Here is a 15731-nt window from a genome sequence, read left to right as displayed (position 1 = left end):
CGGCCGGAGCCGGTGCAGGCGTCGAGTACGGGAGGGCCGGAGCCGGGTACGCCGGGGCCTCGATCGGAGCGGGAGCCGGAGCCTGAGGCGGGATCGGAGCCGGGGCCGGAGCCTCGGCCCCGGCCGGAGCCGGTGCAGGCGTCGAGTACGGCAGCGCCGGAGCCGGGTACGCCGGGGCCGTGTCGGCCGGGGCCGCGGGAGCGGGCGGGAACGGGACCGGCAGGCCCGCGCCGTCGGACGGCGTCCGCGGAACGGGCGGAGCGATCCGCATCGTCGAGGGCGATTCCAGCTCCGACGGGCGGTGCGGCTCGAAGCCGCTGCCCTCGGGAAGCCCCGGCACCTGCGCGGCCGGAGCCCCGCCCTGCATGTACCAGGCGGGCGGGGTGTAGTCGATGGTGAACTCGCCCGTCACTTCGGACTCCGCGTCGGACTGATCGTCCGTCGGGACGTCCCACGTCCCGCCGCGCCTCTCGTTCCGATCGCCGCTCACTGGTCCTCCTGGTCTGTCGAACACTGGTCCGGCGCCCACCTCGCCGCGCCCGGACCCACCCTAATCGCGCCCCCACATCACTGTCCGCCCCCCTCGGAGAGGGCCGGGTCAGTCGATGCGCCGGGCCCCGCCCAGCAGACCCGTCTCCGCGTCCGTCCCCTGGGTCATCACGAACTGCCGGTCCCGCGGCGTGCACCACAGGGTCACCCCGTCGCCCAGTGTGGGCAGCGAGTCCACCGCCTGCCGCGGCAGCCGCATCAGGCGGCCGATCTGCGCCGCCTCGTCCGGGGACACCCGCTGCACCCCCACCAGGGAGGACTGCTGCAGCAACCGCGGCGCCGTCGGGCTCAGGTACGGCAGCAGCGTCAGCACCGACTGCCACGGCCCGGCCACCACGCGCCCGCGCGGCGGGCGCATCCCGCAGTCGCGGATCACCAGCACCGGGCTGCCCGCCGATGCACCCTGCGGCGGGATCCGGCCCACCTCGTGCAGGGTCACGCACTGCTGGCCGCCGCCCGCCGCCTGGGCCAGGCCGGACCACACCTGGCCGCGCCCGGTCTCCACCGCCACGCGCGCACCCGTGGCCGCCGCGCGCAGCGCCAGTACCTGCGCCGTCCACAGGCCGCCGATCAGCGTCACCTCGTACGGCGTCGGCCGGTTGATGCCGAGCACCGCCGACCGGCCCTCGGCGTCCACGCCGATGACGACCCCGTCGTCCCCGACGGGCAGCGCCAGCAGGTCCAGGTCCGCAGCCGGCACCACGTGCCGCTCCCGACGCGGGCCGACCAGCCCGAAACCGCCCCTCATCGAGTCCCTCCCAGCGGCAGCGAGGCCAGCAGCCCCGGCACCTGTTCACGGTCGAGCCGGATCAGCCCGGTCTTCACGCCCCGCGCCGTCCTCTCCAACTCCCGGCGCGCCGCGACCAGTTCCTCGTCGCTGCGGCCGGTCACCCGTACGTGTCCGGTCAGAGTGACGCCCTGTCGCTCCGCCGGGGACATCGTCAGGCTGAAGTTCGTCGCGAGCGCGGGCAGCGAGGTCAGCAGCGCCACGAACTGCGGCAGCGCCGCCGAGCCGGCGCCGCCCAGCTGCGGCCAGCGTCCTATCCAGTACGTCGTGTGCCGCCGGTCGTCGCAGCGCCAGGTCCGCGCGGTCTCCTCGGTCCGCCGCCCGGTGCTGCTCGACCGCCCGGCCTGGGTGATCGCCATCGGGTTGGCGCACGAGGAGGTGGCCAGCGCGGCCGTCAGCTCCTGCTCGGTCAGCACGGTGGCCGTGAAACCGGCGCCGGCCAGCCGGCTCGCCAGCTGGTCCGCCGCACGCACCAGGCACCGCTGCGCGCCGGCCAGTCCGCCGCCGCGCGCGGTGACCGCCTCCGGGCACAGTTCCGGGTCGAGCTTGAGCGCGATCCACGTGAGCCGGACCGCCGGAGTGCCCGTGCGGGCCTGCAGCGGCGCGTAGTTGCGCGTCGCCATCGACTGGGCGGGCAGGTGCGGGGCGGGCGCCGGCTGGGTGTGCTGCACGAGCTGCGCGGACTCCAGCCGGATTCCGTCCACTTGGAGGATGTCCCGTACGACGGCCAGCGGCAGCGGGCGCGCCGCCCGGTCGGGCCGCAGCGCGGTGGCGTCCGTGTCCACCTGGACGACCGCGGTCAGGAAGGTCCCGTCGCCGATCATCCCGACCGGACGCCGGTCGCGGTCGCTGAAGGTGAGGGTGCGCAGCGCCGGATCGGCCTCGACCAGCGGGGCGAGACCCGGCTCCGTGCCCGCGGGCACGGTGAAGGATGCGGCCCGCCGTCGGCGCGAACGCAGCGCGAGCGCACCGCCGATCCATTCCGGAAGGGAGCGCTGGTGGCGGCGTACGACCGCGAGCACCACCAGGACGAGCGCCAGCACGCCGGTGGGAACCAGCAGCAGCGGTTCGACCACCCAGGCCACCAGCAGCGCGGCTGCCGCGACTTGAAGCAGTACGAGTTGTTGCAGTCGGAACGGACCGAAGCGGCCGGGGCTCGACTTCGGATGCGGAGTCACCCCGCTGCGCGCCGGTGCGGGCGCGCCGGTCTGCTGCTCCGTCGCGGTGGCCATCACTCGCGCACTTCCCCTTTCCGGGGCCGGACCCCGTGAGTCCCGGCGCAGCGCGGCACCTGCCGCACAACCCCGGAATCTCCCCAATCCACCCCAACAAGCCCTGATTGACCCGGTGCGGAAGGGGCTGAGCGGCAGCCTCACCCTACCCGGCCCCTGCATACCGTCCGTCAAGAGGCATAGTAGGTGCCCGGTCCGACTATCGAGGCCCGGGGACCGTACTCACCGGCCGGGCCGTGCGGGGAGAAGCAGGCGGTCATGGCATCACGACGTGATGAACTCAACGCGTACACCTTTGCGAAGCGGCGCACGGTGGCCGCGTTCCTCCAGCCATCCGCCACGGGCACCGAGGAGGGCGCTCCGCGCCCGCTGCGTGCGGTCCTGCCGGGGCTGATCGTGGGCGCGCTCGTGCTGGCCGGATTCGGCGCCTGGGGCATGTTCAAGCCGACGGCCCCCAAGGGCTGGGCGGAACCGGGGACCAGGGTCATCGTCGGCAAGGACTCGACGACCCGCTACGTGGTCCTGACGACGAAGGTGAACGGCAAGGACCAGACCCGGCTGCACCCGGTCCTGAACCTGGCCTCCGCCCGACTCCTGCTGGACCCCTCGAAGTTCAAGGTGATCCAGGTCGAGGACAAGGTCCTCGACGCGGGCAAGCCGCCGCGCGGCCCCATCATCGGCATCCAGTACGCCCCGGACCGGCTCCCCTCCAAGGACGACGCGGGCAAGGCCAAGCGCTGGGCCGTCTGCCAGCAGCCGGGCGGCAACGGCCGCGGCGTGCAGACCGCCACCTTCGTCCTCGCCGACCGCGAGGCGGCCAAGACGGACGACAACCGCAGGCTCACCGACACCCAGTCGCTGTACGTGCAGAGCACCGGCGCGGGCCAGGAGCGCTACCTGATCGACGCGGCCGGCACGAAGTACAAGTTCCCGGAGGGCACCCCGGCCGCCGGGACCATGACGAACGCGCTGGTCGGCACCGGCGCCATCCCGCAGCAGGTCACCCCGGAATGGCTCGGGACCCTCAACTCCGGCGACGACCTGTCCTTCCCGGCGCTCCCCGGCAAGGCCGCCGCCGACGCGGGGGTCAAGGGCCTGGGCACCGCCGACAACAAGGTCGGCATGGTGCTCAAGGCGCAGACCGGCTCCGGCGCCCAGCACTACGTGGTGCTGCCCGGGAAGGTGGCGCCGGTCTCCGACTTCGTCGCCTGGCTGCTGATCTCGGCACCGGCGACGGACGGCCTCAACATGCACGGCAAGCCGCGCGAGGTCGACCTCCAGTCGCTCAACCCGGACGCCGCCCCGTTCGCGGGCGACATCAAGTGGCCGCAGAAGAAGACCGACCGGATCAACCAGACCACGCCGCCCGCCGGCACCCGGACCAGCGGGTCCAACAACCGTGACACCGTCTGCAGCGTCCTGCGCGCGGTCGACGGCCAGGGCAACCAGACCCTGAGCACGTGGGCCGGTACCGGTTTCCCCATCGACATCACCGCCAGCGGCACCAGCGCGTACGTCACTCCCGGCTCGGGACTGCTCTACACCCAGGTCCAGGGCAAGCAGACCACGGCCGGCGGTTCCCTCTTCCTGGTCACCGACACCGGCCTGCGGTACGCCGTCCAGGCCAACGGCGACAGCGACTCCGAGCAGTCGAAGATCGGCGCGCCCGACCAGTCGAAGGCCGGTACGGACGTGCGCCCCGAGGCCAGCCAGGCGCAGGTCCGGCTCGGCTACGGCAGCGTCAGCCCGGCCATGGTGCCCATCGCGTGGTCGGAGTTCCTCTCCAAGGGGCCGCGCCTGGACACCAACGCCGCCCGCCAGCCGCAGGGTTCGTGAGGAAGCCGCCGATGACCCAGACCCACGCGCCCCGGCGGGCGCTCCTGGTTGCCGCCTTCGCCCTCACCCTGGCCTCCGGCGGCGCGGGAGCGGCCTCCGCGGCCGCAGCCCCCGCGCCGCACCCCCCGTACGCGCTGCGCCTCGACGGAGCGGGGGAGTGCACCTTCCCGATGAAGAAGCAGATCGCGGACCGCCCCTGGGCCCTCCAGCGGCTCCTGCTCGACGAGCTCTGGGCGCAGACCAGGGGCAAGGACAAGGACGGCAAGAGTGTTCGCGTCGCCGTCATCGACACGGGTGTGGACCGGGCGAACCCGCAGCTCAGCGCGGGCATCGACACCGGGGCCGGCAAGGACTTCGTCGACCCCAAGGGCGGCGACGGCACGACCGACTCCGTCGGCCACGGCACCAAGGTCGCAGGTCTCATCGCGGCACGTCCCCAGGAGGGCACCGGCTTCGTCGGCCTGGCCCCGGACGCCACGATCATCCCGATCCGGCAGAACGACGGGCAGGGCAAGGGCAACGCCCTCTCCCTGAGCCAGGCCATCGACCACGCGGTCGCCAAGGGCGCCCAAGTGATCAACATCTCCCAGGACACCGACGCGCAGCTGTCCGCCGACTCCGAGCTCGCCAAGTCCGTCCAGAAGGCCATCGCCGCCAACATCGTGGTGGTGGCCTCGGCGGGCAACGACGGCATGAGCGGCCAGAAGCGCAAGACCTACCCCGCGGCCTTCCCCGGAGTGCTCGCTGTGGGGGCCTCGGACCGCAACAACGAGCGGGCCGCGTTCTCCCAGCCCGGTGACTTCATCGGGGTGGCGGCGCCCGGCGTCGACATGGTCTCCACCGTCCCCGGCTTCGGCCAGTGCATCGACAACGGCACCAGCTTCTCCGCGCCCTACGTCGCCGGAGTGGCCGCCCTGCTGCGCGCCGAGCACGGGGACTGGTCCGCGCAGCAGATCGTGTGGCAGATCCAGAACACCGCCGAACGCACGGTCAACGGCCGTGACGACTACGTCGGGTGGGGTGTCGTCGACCCGGTGCGCGCGCTCGCCCAGGACCAGCAGGCGCCCAAGGCCCCGGTCCCTGACCCCGGCCCGCCCCCGGCGACCGCCCCGGAGGCGGCGGCGCTGCAGCTCACCGAGACGGCCCAGGAGCGCGAGGAACGGTTCGGCACGTACGCTCTCGGCATCGGCGCCGTCCTGATCGCCGTCATTGCTGGTACCGCGACGGTCGTCCGGGACTCCCGCAGCCGTCGGCGCCGTTTGCAGTGAACGGTCACAGTTCATCAACGGAAGCGCCCTACCGGTGTTGGGCCTGGGCGGTGAACTGGCTAGAGTGGCACCAGGCTTCACGAGTGTGATCGGGGGATCGCGTGAAGCGGAGGGGGGACGACCCGGGGCGCGTGGCTGACAACCGCGCTCGGAAAGGTCCGCCGCTCCGCCGCGCAATCCGCCGGTTCTGCCGGCGAATTGAGAAGTGAGGAGCTTCGATGAGCACGAACACCTTCGGACTTTCAGACGATCCCGTAGTCCAGGCGAAGAACAAGATTTCAGAGACGGCCGAGGCCGTCACCAAGCAGGCCCGCGAGCTGGCCGACATCATCGCCACGGTGAGCGCCGGCTGGACCGGTGTCGGAGCCAAGGGGTTCGTCGACGCCCAGACGGCGGTGAACACCGACCACGACGAGATCCGTCGCCTGCTCGGCGTCCTGCACAACGCGGTGGCTCAGACCAAGAACCTGACCAACGCCCAGGACGACGAGGTGCGCACGGCGTTCAGGTCCATCCAGTCCGGCCTCAACAACGTCTGACCCACGTCGGTCTCAAGTAACCCACCCAGCGCGAAGGAGAAGCACATGGCTGCCGACGACGGCCACACTAAGGTCCAGTACGAGAGCGTCCAGCTGATGGCCAACCGCATCCGCCAGGTCTCCAAGAACATCATCGATGACCTGGCCGCGATGGAGCAGGCGGTGAAGGTCGTCACGGATACCTGGGACGGTGAGGCGCACGGCAAGTACGTCGTCCTCCAGGGCCAGTACAAGGGCAAGGCCGAGCACATGAAGGGCGTCCTGGAGAACGTGGCCCAGCTCATCGAGCGCGGCAAGGACGACTACCGCGCCACCGACAAGCGGGCGTCGGCCCTGTTCACCGAGGCCTACTGAGCCCGGTCGCCACGCAGGTCCGTACACGCCGAAGGGGCGTGCCCACACCGGGCGCGCCCCTTCGGCGTTGTCCTGCGTCCGTCCTGTCAGGGCTGGTGGCGGTCCAGGTCGAACTCGCCGTCCCTGGCCCCCAGCACGAAGGCCTCCCACTCGGCGGCGGTGTAGCGCAGCACCGTGTCCCGGTCCAGCGAGGACCGCATGGCCACCGCGCCCTCGGGGAGCCGGGCGATCTCGACCCGCTCCTCGTCCGGACTGGTCCCGGGCGGCCCCTCCCACTCCACACCGCTGATGTCGAGCGCGTACAGCTCGTCCTTCTCCTGCTGGGTGCCCATGGGCGGCCTTTCCCTCGGTGGCGCGGTCTTCACCGCCGATTATCGGGGCTGCGCCACCGGCCGGTACCTCTTTCCCCCGATACCCCCGGTGACCGGCGTCGCCGCCGGCCACCGGGGGAGCGGCTCACATGCCGCCCGGCATCCGTCCGAGCTGCACCAGCGACGTACCGCGCCTGCGCGAGACGAAGTGGGCCCGGCCCGGCGGCATCGGACGCGGCCGCACCGTACCCACCAGGTCGCCCTCGGACGGGTCGCCGGACAGGACCAGGCCCTGCGCGCCCAGCTCCTTGATCCGCTGCATGAACGGCTCGTACAGCGAACGCGAGGCACCCGCCGAGTTGCGCGCGATGATGAAGCGGACACCCGTGTCCCTGGCGAAGGGCAGGAACTCCACCAGCTGCGCCAGCGGATTGCCCTGGCTCGTGGAGACCAGGTCGAAGTCGTCGATGATGATGAACACGTCCGGGCCGGTCCACCAGCTGCGGTCCCGCAGCTGCTGCGGAGTGACGTCGGTCGGCGGCTGGCGCCGCGAGAACACCCCGCCCAGCGCCTCCATGTGCATCTGCAGGGAGTTCGCCATCGGCGCGTACTCCAGCAGGTGCTCCTCCGGCAGCGCCCCGAGCAGGGTCCGCCGGTAGTCGCCCACGACCAGGCGCGCCTGGTCCGGCGTGTAGCGCTCCGAGATCTGCTTGGCGATGAGCCGCAGCAGGTTCGTCTTGCCCGACTCGCTCTCGCCGAAGACGAGGAGGAAGGGATCGGACTCGAAGTCGATGAACACCGGCTCCAGGTCGGTCTCGTCGATGCCGACCGCGATGCCGCGCTGCGGGTACTCGCCGCCCTTGGGCAGCTGGTCGGAGTGGAGCAGCCGCGGCAGCAGCCGTACGCCGGGAGCCGCCTGTCCCGCCCAGTTCTGCTTCACCGCGTCCACGAACGCCGCCGTGGCCTCCGACAGGTCACCCGCCTCGTGCGAGCCGTCGATCCGCGGGAGCGCGCCGAGGAAGTGCAGCTTCTCCGGCACCTGGCCGCGGCCCGGCATCCCCGTGGGGACGTTCGCCGCGACCTTCCGGTCGAACTCGGAGTCCATGGTGTCGCCGAGCCGCAGCTCCAGCCGGCTGAGCATCTGGTCCTTCAGCGCGGCCCGTACCTCCATGTACCGCGCCGCGGTGATCACCACGTGGATGCCGTAGCCCAGACCGCGGGAGGCGATGTCCGTGATGACCTGTTCCAGGCCCTCGTACTCGCCCCGGAAGTTCCCCCAGCCGTCGACGATCAGGAACACGTCGCCCCACGGCTCGCCCGGCAGGTCACCGGCCGCCCGCCGGCGCCGGTAGGTGCCGATCGAGTCGATGTTGTTCGAGCGGAAGAACTCCTCGCGGCGGTTGAGGATGCCCCCCACCTCCGCGACCGTGCGCCGGACCCGCTCCGGGTCCAGGCGGGAGGCGATCCCGCCCACGTGCGGCAGCTCGGCGACCGCCGACAGGCTGCCACCACCGAAGTCCAGCCCGTAGAACTGCACCTCGCGCGGGGTGTGCGTGAGCGCGAACGAGGAGATCAGCGTCCGCATCAGCGTCGACTTGCCCGACTGCGGACCGCCGACCACCATCATGTGGCCCGCCGCACCCGAGAAGTCCCGGTACAGCACCTCGCGCCGCTGCTCGAACGGCTTGTCGATGAGGCCGAGCGGTACGACGAGCCCGCCGGGCCGCGTGTACCCGTCCGCGTGCAGCCCGCGCTCGGGACTCGGCGCCAGCGCCGGCAACAGCTGGTCCAGCGGCGGAGCCTGGTCCAGCGGCGGCAGCCACACCTGGTGCGCCGGCACCCCCTGACCCTCCAGCCGGCCCACGATCACGTCCAGCACCGTGTCCGCGAGCGCGTCGTCCTCGCGCGCCGGCTGCGCCGCCAGGTACGCCGGGTCCGGGGCCGCGTACACCACCGGCACCGGGGCCGCCGTGAACAGCGCGGGCCTGCGCTCCACCGGGAACTGCCCGATCGACAGGTCCGGCCCGCCCGAGCGGTAGGTGCCCGAGACGTACGCCGCCTTGAAGCGGGTCATCTCGTCCGTACCGAACTTCAGGTAGCCCGAACCGGGCACCGACGGCAGGTGGTAGGCGTCCGGCACACCGATCGCGGTCCGCGACTCCGACGCCGAGAAGGTCCGCAGACCGATCCGGTAGGACAGGTACGTGTCCAGGCCGCGCAGCTTGCCCTCCTCCAGGCGCTGTGAGGCCAGCAGCAGGTGCACACCCAGCGAACGGCCGATGCGGCCGATCTGGATGAACATGTCGATGAAGTCCGGCTTCGCCGTCAGCAGCTCGCTGAACTCGTCGATGACCAGCACCAGCGAGGCCAGCGGCTCCAGCGGGGCGCCGGCCGCGCGGGCCTTCTCGTAGTCGTGGACGTTCGCGTAGTTGCCCGCCGAACGCAGCAGCTCCTGACGGCGCTGCAGCTCACCGCGGATCGAGTCGCCCATGCGGTCCACGAGCGTCAGGTCGTCCGCCAGGTTGGTGATGACCGCAGCCACGTGCGGCATCTGCCCCATGCCCGTGAAGGTCGCACCACCCTTGAAGTCGGCGAGCACGAAGTTCAGGGTCTCCGAGGTGTGCGTGACCGCCAGACCCAGCACCAGGGTGCGCAGCAGCTCCGACTTGCCGGAACCGGTCGCGCCCACGCACAGGCCGTGCGGACCCATGCCCTCCTGCGCGGCCTCCTTCAGGTCGAGCATGACCGGGGCGCCGTCCTCGCCGACACCGATCGGCACGCGCAGCCGCTCACCGGCCGACCTCGGCCGCCAGGTCCGCGCCACGTCGACCGCGGCCGCGTCGCCCAGGTTCAGCAGGTCCGTGAAGTCCAGATTGGCCAGCAGCGGCTCGTCGTCGTCCCCGCCACCCGTGCGCATCGGCGCCAACTGCCGGGCCAGCGCCTCCGCCGCGGGCAGCGACAGCGTGTCCGGGACACCCTCGTACGCGAACCCCGCCCCCGACTCCAGGCGCAGTCGGCCCGGCCGCACCACGACCGACAGCCCACCGCGCGGCTCGTCCAGCTCGCCCGCGACCACCTCGACGATGGTGACGCCCTGCAGCCCCTCGGCCGCCGCGAACACCGAGTCCGGCGGCACCATGCCGCCGTCCAGCACGACCACCAGGTGCGGCTGGTCCAGCACCGGGGACACCTCGCGGCTGAACCGCGGCCGGCCCTCCAGACGCTGCGCCAGCAGCCCCTCCAGCTCGGCGAGGTCATCGCCGAACAGCCGCTTCGTACCCGCCCCGTCGACCTGGCCCGGGACCTGCGTGTGCGGCAGCCACTTCGTCCAGTCCCACGAGGGCACCGCACCCGGCGCGGCCACCACGGCCACCATCAGGTCCTCGGGGGAGTGCAGCGTCGCCAGCTGCGCCACCATCGCCCGGGCGGTACTGCGCGCGGAGTCCGGCTCCCCGGACACCGTCACGTGGTAGAAGGCGCGGATCGACAGCGCCATCGGCAGCCCGTCCAGCGAGGAGTGCACCTTGAGGAAGCGCTGCATCGCGCCCGCGGTCAGCGGCTCCAGCTCATCGACCGGCGCGGTCTCCGGCGCCACCAGCGGGGTCGCCAGACGCTGCGCACCCAGCCCGAGCCGGGCCTGCCCGAAGTCCTGGTCGCCGACCCGCCGCTCCCACAGTCGCGAACCCTCCGCGACCACCGACCACAACTGCTCGGGGGCCGGGTGGAGATACAGCTGCGCGTCGCGCTGCGCCCGCGCGGTCCTGCGTACCTGACGGCGTGTCTGCGCAAGATATTTGAGGTAGTCCCTGCGCACATCGGCCATTTGCCCCTGCGTACCGCGCCGGAGGCGCACCACCTGGGCCACGACCATGGCCACCGTCGACACCAACATCAGCACACCCATGATGCGCATGAAGGGAGCCGCGCCCGGCATGAAGAAGAAGACGACGGAAGAGCCCATGCCGAGCATCGGCAGGAGCTGCATCAGCATGCCCTCCTGCTGCCCGCGCGGAAGTTCGGGCGGAGCCTCCAGCCGCAGCTCCTCCGCGGGAACCTCGGGCGGCAGGGACCGCGGCGGGCGTTTGACGACGATCTGGCTCACCGGAGCATCAATCCCTCGAAAACGGACGGGACGTCGCAACCGGCGCCCCCAAGTCCCGGGCGCGAAGGGGGTCTCCCCCACGCGTCGGTGATCCTACTTGCCGACAGTCGGTCATAAGCCCGGTAGGGTGGCGCGCGCAGCATGCGCATCCGCGAATCGTCCGCCGGTGCGGGCACCAACACGGGGGGTCACACAGGTGAGTACGGCCGCAGCGACGGGCTTCTGCAGGGTCACCGTCGTGGCCCCCGACAGCCGCATCGACGTCGCCCTCCCCGAGGACATCGCCGTCGCCGACGTCTACCCCGAGCTGCTGCGCCTCACCGGCCAGACCCAGCCCGTCGGCGCCCCGACCGGCTTCCACCTCGTACGCCGCTCCGGCACCGTCCTCGACGGCGCCCGCACGCTCGCCGCCCAGCAGGTCCTCGACGGCGAGGTGCTGAGCCTGCGCCCCTTCGCCGAGTCCCTGCCGCCCGCCGTGTTCGACGACGTCTCCGACGCCGTCGCCGCCGCCGTCGTCCGCGACCGGCACCGCTGGAGCGACGACATGCTGCGCGGCGCGGGCCTGGCCGGCGCCGCCGTGCTGCTCGTCATGCTGGGCTTCGTCCTCTGGTACGCCGACCCGCTGCGCCACGACATGCACGGCCTGCCCGGGATCATCGCGGGCGCCGTCGGCGTCCTGCTCACCGCCGTCGCCGGAGTGCGCGCCCGCGTCTACCGCGACCGCCTCTCCGCCGTCGCGCTCGGACTCGGCGCCCTCCCGCACCTGATGATCGCCGGCTCCGGGATCATCGCCCCGGCCGTCGGCCAGGGCCCCGGCCGCCTCCAGTTCCTGCTCGGCTGCGTCTGCGCCCTGATCGCCTCCGTCGCCCTGGTCGCACTCACCCCCAGCGGCGACGCCCCCTTCGTCGCGGCCACCTTCGTCGCCGCCACCGGAACCCTCGCCACCTTCGTGGCCATCGCCACCGAGGCCTCCGCCACCTACACCGCCGCGGTCTGCGCCCCCGTCGCCATCGGCCTCGTCGCCTTCCTCCCCGGCCTCTCCGCCCGCTTCGCCCGCCTGCCCATCGGCTACGCGGCCCCGCAGAGCGCCACCGAGGACTACGAGACCCCGGACCGCTACGAGACCGAGCCGTACGGTGAGCAGTCCGGCTCCGACCAGCACGAGCCGGCCGGCACCCCGCTCGACGCCGAGGCCATCGCCGCCCAGGCCCGCCGCGGCCACGAGATGCTCCTCGGTCTGGTCGGCGGCTGCGCCGCGGTCGCCGTCGGAGCCGCCGCCGTCCTCGGCTTCTCCGAGAACACCTGGGGCCGGCTGCTCGCCCTCGCCACCGGCCTCGCCATGCTGCTGCGCGCCCGCCTCTTCCGTTACACCTCCCAGGTCGTCTGCGCCCTGACCGCGGGCCTCGCCGCCATCGCGCTGCTGATCCTGGGCATGGCCCTGCACCCGCCGACCGAGCTGCTCGAAGCCCTCCTCCTGGACAACGACCACAGCGGCCTGGACCTCCGTACGATCTGGCTGACCGCCGCCGTCGCGGCCGGCGCGGCCCTCCTCGCGGGAATTGCACTTGTCATCCCCCGCAAGGGCCTGTCACCCTTCTGGGGAAGGCTGCTCGACCTCACCGAGGCGGCGGTCCTGCTCAGCCTGGTGCCCCTGACCCTGGCCGTGCTGGACGTTTACTCCCGGGCCCGCGCTCTCACCAGCTGAGACGCCGCGTCCCGGCAGCCTGGTACGCTGTGTGACGGCCGTTTGTGTACGCGTCCCCCGGATCCTGTCCCAAGGGTCTGTGGACTGCGCTCAGCGGACCCCGCCTCCCGAGTAACGGAAGCTCCCCAGAGACTCAGACCTGGGGCACTCGGTGGCAACGAAGACCTAAAACGAGGAGTACGCGTGCCGCTCGACGCCGCTACGAAGAAGCAGATCATCACCGAGTTCGGTGCCAAGGAGGGCGACACCGGCTCCCCCGAGGTCCAGGTTGCGATGCTCTCCCGCCGCATCTCGGACCTGACCGAGCACCTCAAGACGCACAAGCACGACCACCACTCCCGTCGTGGTCTGCTGATCCTGGTCGGCCAGCGTCGCCGCCTGCTGCAGTACCTGGCCAAGAAGGACATCCAGCGCTTCCGTACGCTGGTCGAGCGCCTCGGCATCCGCCGCGGTGCGGCCGGCGCCAAGTAAGACGCCGTGAAGGGAGCGGTTCCCACATCCGGGGGCCGCTCCCTTTGCTGTACGTGCGGGACGGACCGGACCCTTTGTAGTCTGGAACGGACGCACGTGTACGTCTGAGGAAGACGTGCACAACTGAAGAGGAGGAGCGCCCTCCCACGCCGCCGGTCCTCGGTAGTGGCACCCGGAATGCCCCCAAGGGCAACGAACCGGATGCTTCGATCGAAGACCGGCCCGCACGCCAGGAGCGCTTCTCCGCAACCGTCCACCGCCACACGGGCGGCGGACGGAGACGACGAAAATGGAGAAAACGCTAGTGGAGAACGAGACCCACTACGCCGAGGCCGTCATTGACAACGGTTCCTTCGGCACCCGCACCATCCGCTTCGAGACGGGCCGTCTGGCCCGCCAGGCCGCCGGCTCCGCCGTTGCCTACCTGGACGACGACACGATGGTGCTGTCCGCCACCACCGCGTCGAAGAAGCCCAAGGACCAGCTCGACTTCTTCCCCCTGACGGTGGACGTCGAGGAGCGGCAGTACGCGGCCGGCAAGATCCCCGGCTCCTTCTTCCGCCGTGAGGGCCGGCCCTCCGAGGACGCGATCCTCACCTGCCGCCTGATCGACCGCCCGCTGCGCCCGTCCTTCAAGAAGGGCCTGCGCAACGAGATCCAGGTCGTCGCCACGATCATGGCGCTCAACCCCGACCACCTGTACGACGTCGTCGCGATCAACGCCGCGTCCGCGTCCACGCAGCTGGCCGGCCTGCCCTTCTCCGGCCCGATCGGCGGCGTCCGCGTCGCGCTGATCCGCGGCCAGTGGGTGGCCTTCCCGACGCACACCGAGCTCGAGGACGCCGTCTTCGACATGGTCGTCGCGGGCCGCGTCCTGGAGGACGGCGACGTCGCGATCATGATGGTCGAGGCCGAGGCCACCGAGAAGACCATCGCCCTCGTCAAGGGCGGCGCCCAGGCGCCGACCGAGGAGATCGTCGCCGCGGGCCTGGACGCCGCGAAGCCGTTCATCAAGGTCCTCTGCAAGGCCCAGGCCGACCTGGCCGCCAAGGCCGCCAAGCCCGAGGGCGAGTTCCCGGTCTTCCTGGACTACCAGGACGACGTGTACGAGGCCCTCGCGGCCGCCGTCAAGGGCGAGCTCTCCCAGGCGCTGACCATCGCGGGCAAGCAGGACCGCGAGGCCGAGCTGGACCGCGTCAAGGAGATCGCCGCCGAGAAGCTCCTCCCGGCCTTCGAGGGCCGCGAGAAGGAGATCTCCGCCGCCTACCGCAGCCTGACCAAGGCCCTGGTGCGCGAGCGCGTCATCAAGGACAAGGTCCGCATCGACGGCCGCGGGATCACGGACATCCGTACCCTCGCCGCCGAGGTCGAGGCCATCCCGCGCGTTCACGGCTCGGCGCTGTTCGAGCGTGGCGAGACCCAGATCCTGGGCGTCACCACCCTCAACATGCTCCGCATGGAGCAGCAGCTGGACACCCTCTCCCCGGTGACCCGCAAGCGCTACATGCACAACTACAACTTCCCGCCGTACTCCGTCGGTGAGACCGGCCGCGTCGGTTCGCCGAAGCGCCGCGAGATCGGCCACGGCGCGCTCGCCGAGCGCGCGATCGTGCCGGTCCTCCCGACCCGCGAGGAGTTCCCTTACGCGATCCGTCAGGTGTCCGAGGCCCTCGGCTCCAACGGTTCGACGTCCATGGGCTCGGTCTGCGCCTCCACCATGTCGCTGCTGAACGCCGGTGTGCCCCTCAAGGCCCCCGTCGCCGGTATCGCCATGGGTCTGATCTCCCAGGAGATCGACGGCAAGACGCACTACGTCGCCCTCACCGACATCCTCGGTGCGGAGGACGCCTTCGGCGACATGGACTTCAAGGTCGCCGGCACCAAGGAGTTCGTCACCGCGCTCCAGCTGGACACCAAGCTCGACGGCATCCCGGCCTCCGTCCTGGCCGCCGCCCTCAAGCAGGCCCGTGACGCCCGCCTCCACATCCTCGACGTGATGATGGAAGCGATCGACACGCCGGACGCCATGTCCCCGTTCGCCCCGCGGATCATCACCGTCAAGATCCCGGTGGACAAGATCGGTGAGGTCATCGGGCCCAAGGGCAAGATGATCAACCAGATCCAGGAGGACACCGGCGCCGAGATCACGATCGAGGACGACGGCACCATCTACATCGGTGCCTCCGACGGCCCGGCCGCCGAGGCCGCCCGTGCCACGATCAACTCGATCGCCAACCCGACCATGCCGGAGGTCGGCGAGCGCTACCTGGGTACGGTCGTCAAGACCACCACCTTCGGTGCCTTCGTCTCCCTGCTCCCGGGCAAGGACGGCCTGCTGCACATCTCGCAGATCCGCAAGCTCGCCGGTGGCAAGCGCGTGGAGAACGTCGAGGACGTGCTCGCGGTCGGCTCCAAGGTCCAGGTCGAGATCGCCGAGATCGACCAGCGCGGCAAGCTCTCCCTGATCCCCGTGATCGACGGCGAGGCCGCCGGTGACGACGCTGACAAGGACGACTCCGACAAGTGATGTCGCGTAGTTCCCGTGTGACGGCCCGCCCCTCTTCGGAGGGGCGGGCC

12 protein-coding genes are annotated in these 15731 nt (G+C 71.6%); 7 read left to right on the top strand and 5 right to left on the bottom strand.

The annotated features are described in order from the left end of the window. The 3 genes from ACWGE1_RS33345 to eccE form a co-directional block, all read right to left on the bottom strand. The coding region (locus ACWGE1_RS33345) for an SCO5717 family growth-regulating ATPase (protein WP_453424187.1) at positions 1-490 on the bottom strand (490 nt) is incomplete at its 3' end. 108 nt (positions 491-598) lie between these two features. Further along, positions 599-1297: a hypothetical protein gene (locus ACWGE1_RS33340; protein ID WP_453424186.1), complete on the bottom strand. Its 699-nt coding sequence runs from the start codon at positions 1295-1297 to the stop codon at positions 599-601. After that, positions 1294-2568 carry a type VII secretion protein EccE gene (gene eccE, locus ACWGE1_RS33335; RefSeq protein ID WP_453424185.1) on the bottom strand — a complete coding sequence of 425 codons (1275 nt, stop codon included), beginning with the start codon at positions 2566-2568 and terminating at the stop codon, positions 1294-1296. The genes ACWGE1_RS33340 and eccE overlap by 4 nt, the downstream gene beginning before the upstream one ends. 258 nt (positions 2569-2826) lie before the next feature. Here eccE and eccB point away from each other — a divergent pair, with 258 nt between their 5' ends. The 4 genes from eccB to ACWGE1_RS33315 all read left to right on the top strand — a co-directional run bounded on the left by eccB (position 2827) and on the right by ACWGE1_RS33315 (position 6565). Continuing rightward, complete coding sequence (gene eccB, locus ACWGE1_RS33330) at positions 2827-4404, top strand: type VII secretion protein EccB (protein WP_453424184.1); 1578 nt, start codon at positions 2827-2829, stop codon at positions 4402-4404. Between the two features lie 11 nt (positions 4405-4415). After that, entirely contained in the window at positions 4416-5672 is a 1257-nt protein-coding gene (gene mycP, locus ACWGE1_RS33325) for a type VII secretion-associated serine protease mycosin (protein WP_453424183.1), read from the top strand. A 218-nt stretch (positions 5673-5890) separates the two neighbouring features. Continuing rightward, positions 5891-6211, top strand: coding sequence for a WXG100 family type VII secretion target (locus ACWGE1_RS33320; protein WP_453424182.1), 321 nt, complete (start codon positions 5891-5893; stop codon positions 6209-6211). Positions 6212-6256: 45 nt separating this feature from the next. Beyond that, complete coding sequence (locus ACWGE1_RS33315; protein ID WP_453424181.1) at positions 6257-6565, top strand: WXG100 family type VII secretion target; 309 nt, start codon at positions 6257-6259, stop codon at positions 6563-6565. An 86-nt stretch (positions 6566-6651) separates the two neighbouring features. On the opposite strand, the gene ACWGE1_RS33310 is transcribed toward ACWGE1_RS33315, so the two are convergent. Together ACWGE1_RS33310 and eccCa are read right to left on the bottom strand one after the other, a co-directional pair. Beyond that, positions 6652-6897 (bottom strand): DUF397 domain-containing protein, encoded by a 246-nt coding sequence (locus ACWGE1_RS33310; protein WP_382648403.1) that lies wholly within the window; start codon positions 6895-6897, stop codon positions 6652-6654. Positions 6898-7021: 124 nt separating this feature from the next. Further along, positions 7022-10978, bottom strand: a complete 3957-nt coding sequence (eccCa, locus tag ACWGE1_RS33305) for a type VII secretion protein EccCa (RefSeq protein WP_453424180.1) — start codon at positions 10976-10978, stop codon at positions 7022-7024. A 196-nt stretch (positions 10979-11174) separates the two neighbouring features. Here eccCa and eccD point away from each other — a divergent pair, with 196 nt between their 5' ends. The 3 genes from eccD (at position 11175) to ACWGE1_RS33290 (ending at position 15681) form a co-directional block, all read left to right on the top strand. After that, entirely contained in the window at positions 11175-12683 is a 1509-nt protein-coding gene (gene eccD / locus ACWGE1_RS33300) for a type VII secretion integral membrane protein EccD (protein ID WP_453424179.1), read from the top strand. A 183-nt stretch (positions 12684-12866) separates the two neighbouring features. After that, positions 12867-13154: a 30S ribosomal protein S15 gene (rpsO, locus tag ACWGE1_RS33295; RefSeq protein ID WP_030011220.1), complete on the top strand. Its 288-nt coding sequence runs from the start codon at positions 12867-12869 to the stop codon at positions 13152-13154. 304 nt (positions 13155-13458) lie between these two features. After that, positions 13459-15681 carry a polyribonucleotide nucleotidyltransferase gene (locus ACWGE1_RS33290; RefSeq protein ID WP_453424188.1) on the top strand — a complete coding sequence of 741 codons (2223 nt, stop codon included), beginning with the start codon at positions 13459-13461 and terminating at the stop codon, positions 15679-15681. Positions 15682-15731: the final 50 nt, after the last annotated feature.

This window comes from Streptomyces sp. NPDC054932, from assembly GCF_053610205.1.
The sequence above is the reverse complement of the archived record's forward strand: the minus strand, read 5'-3'. Positions and strand labels throughout refer to the sequence as shown.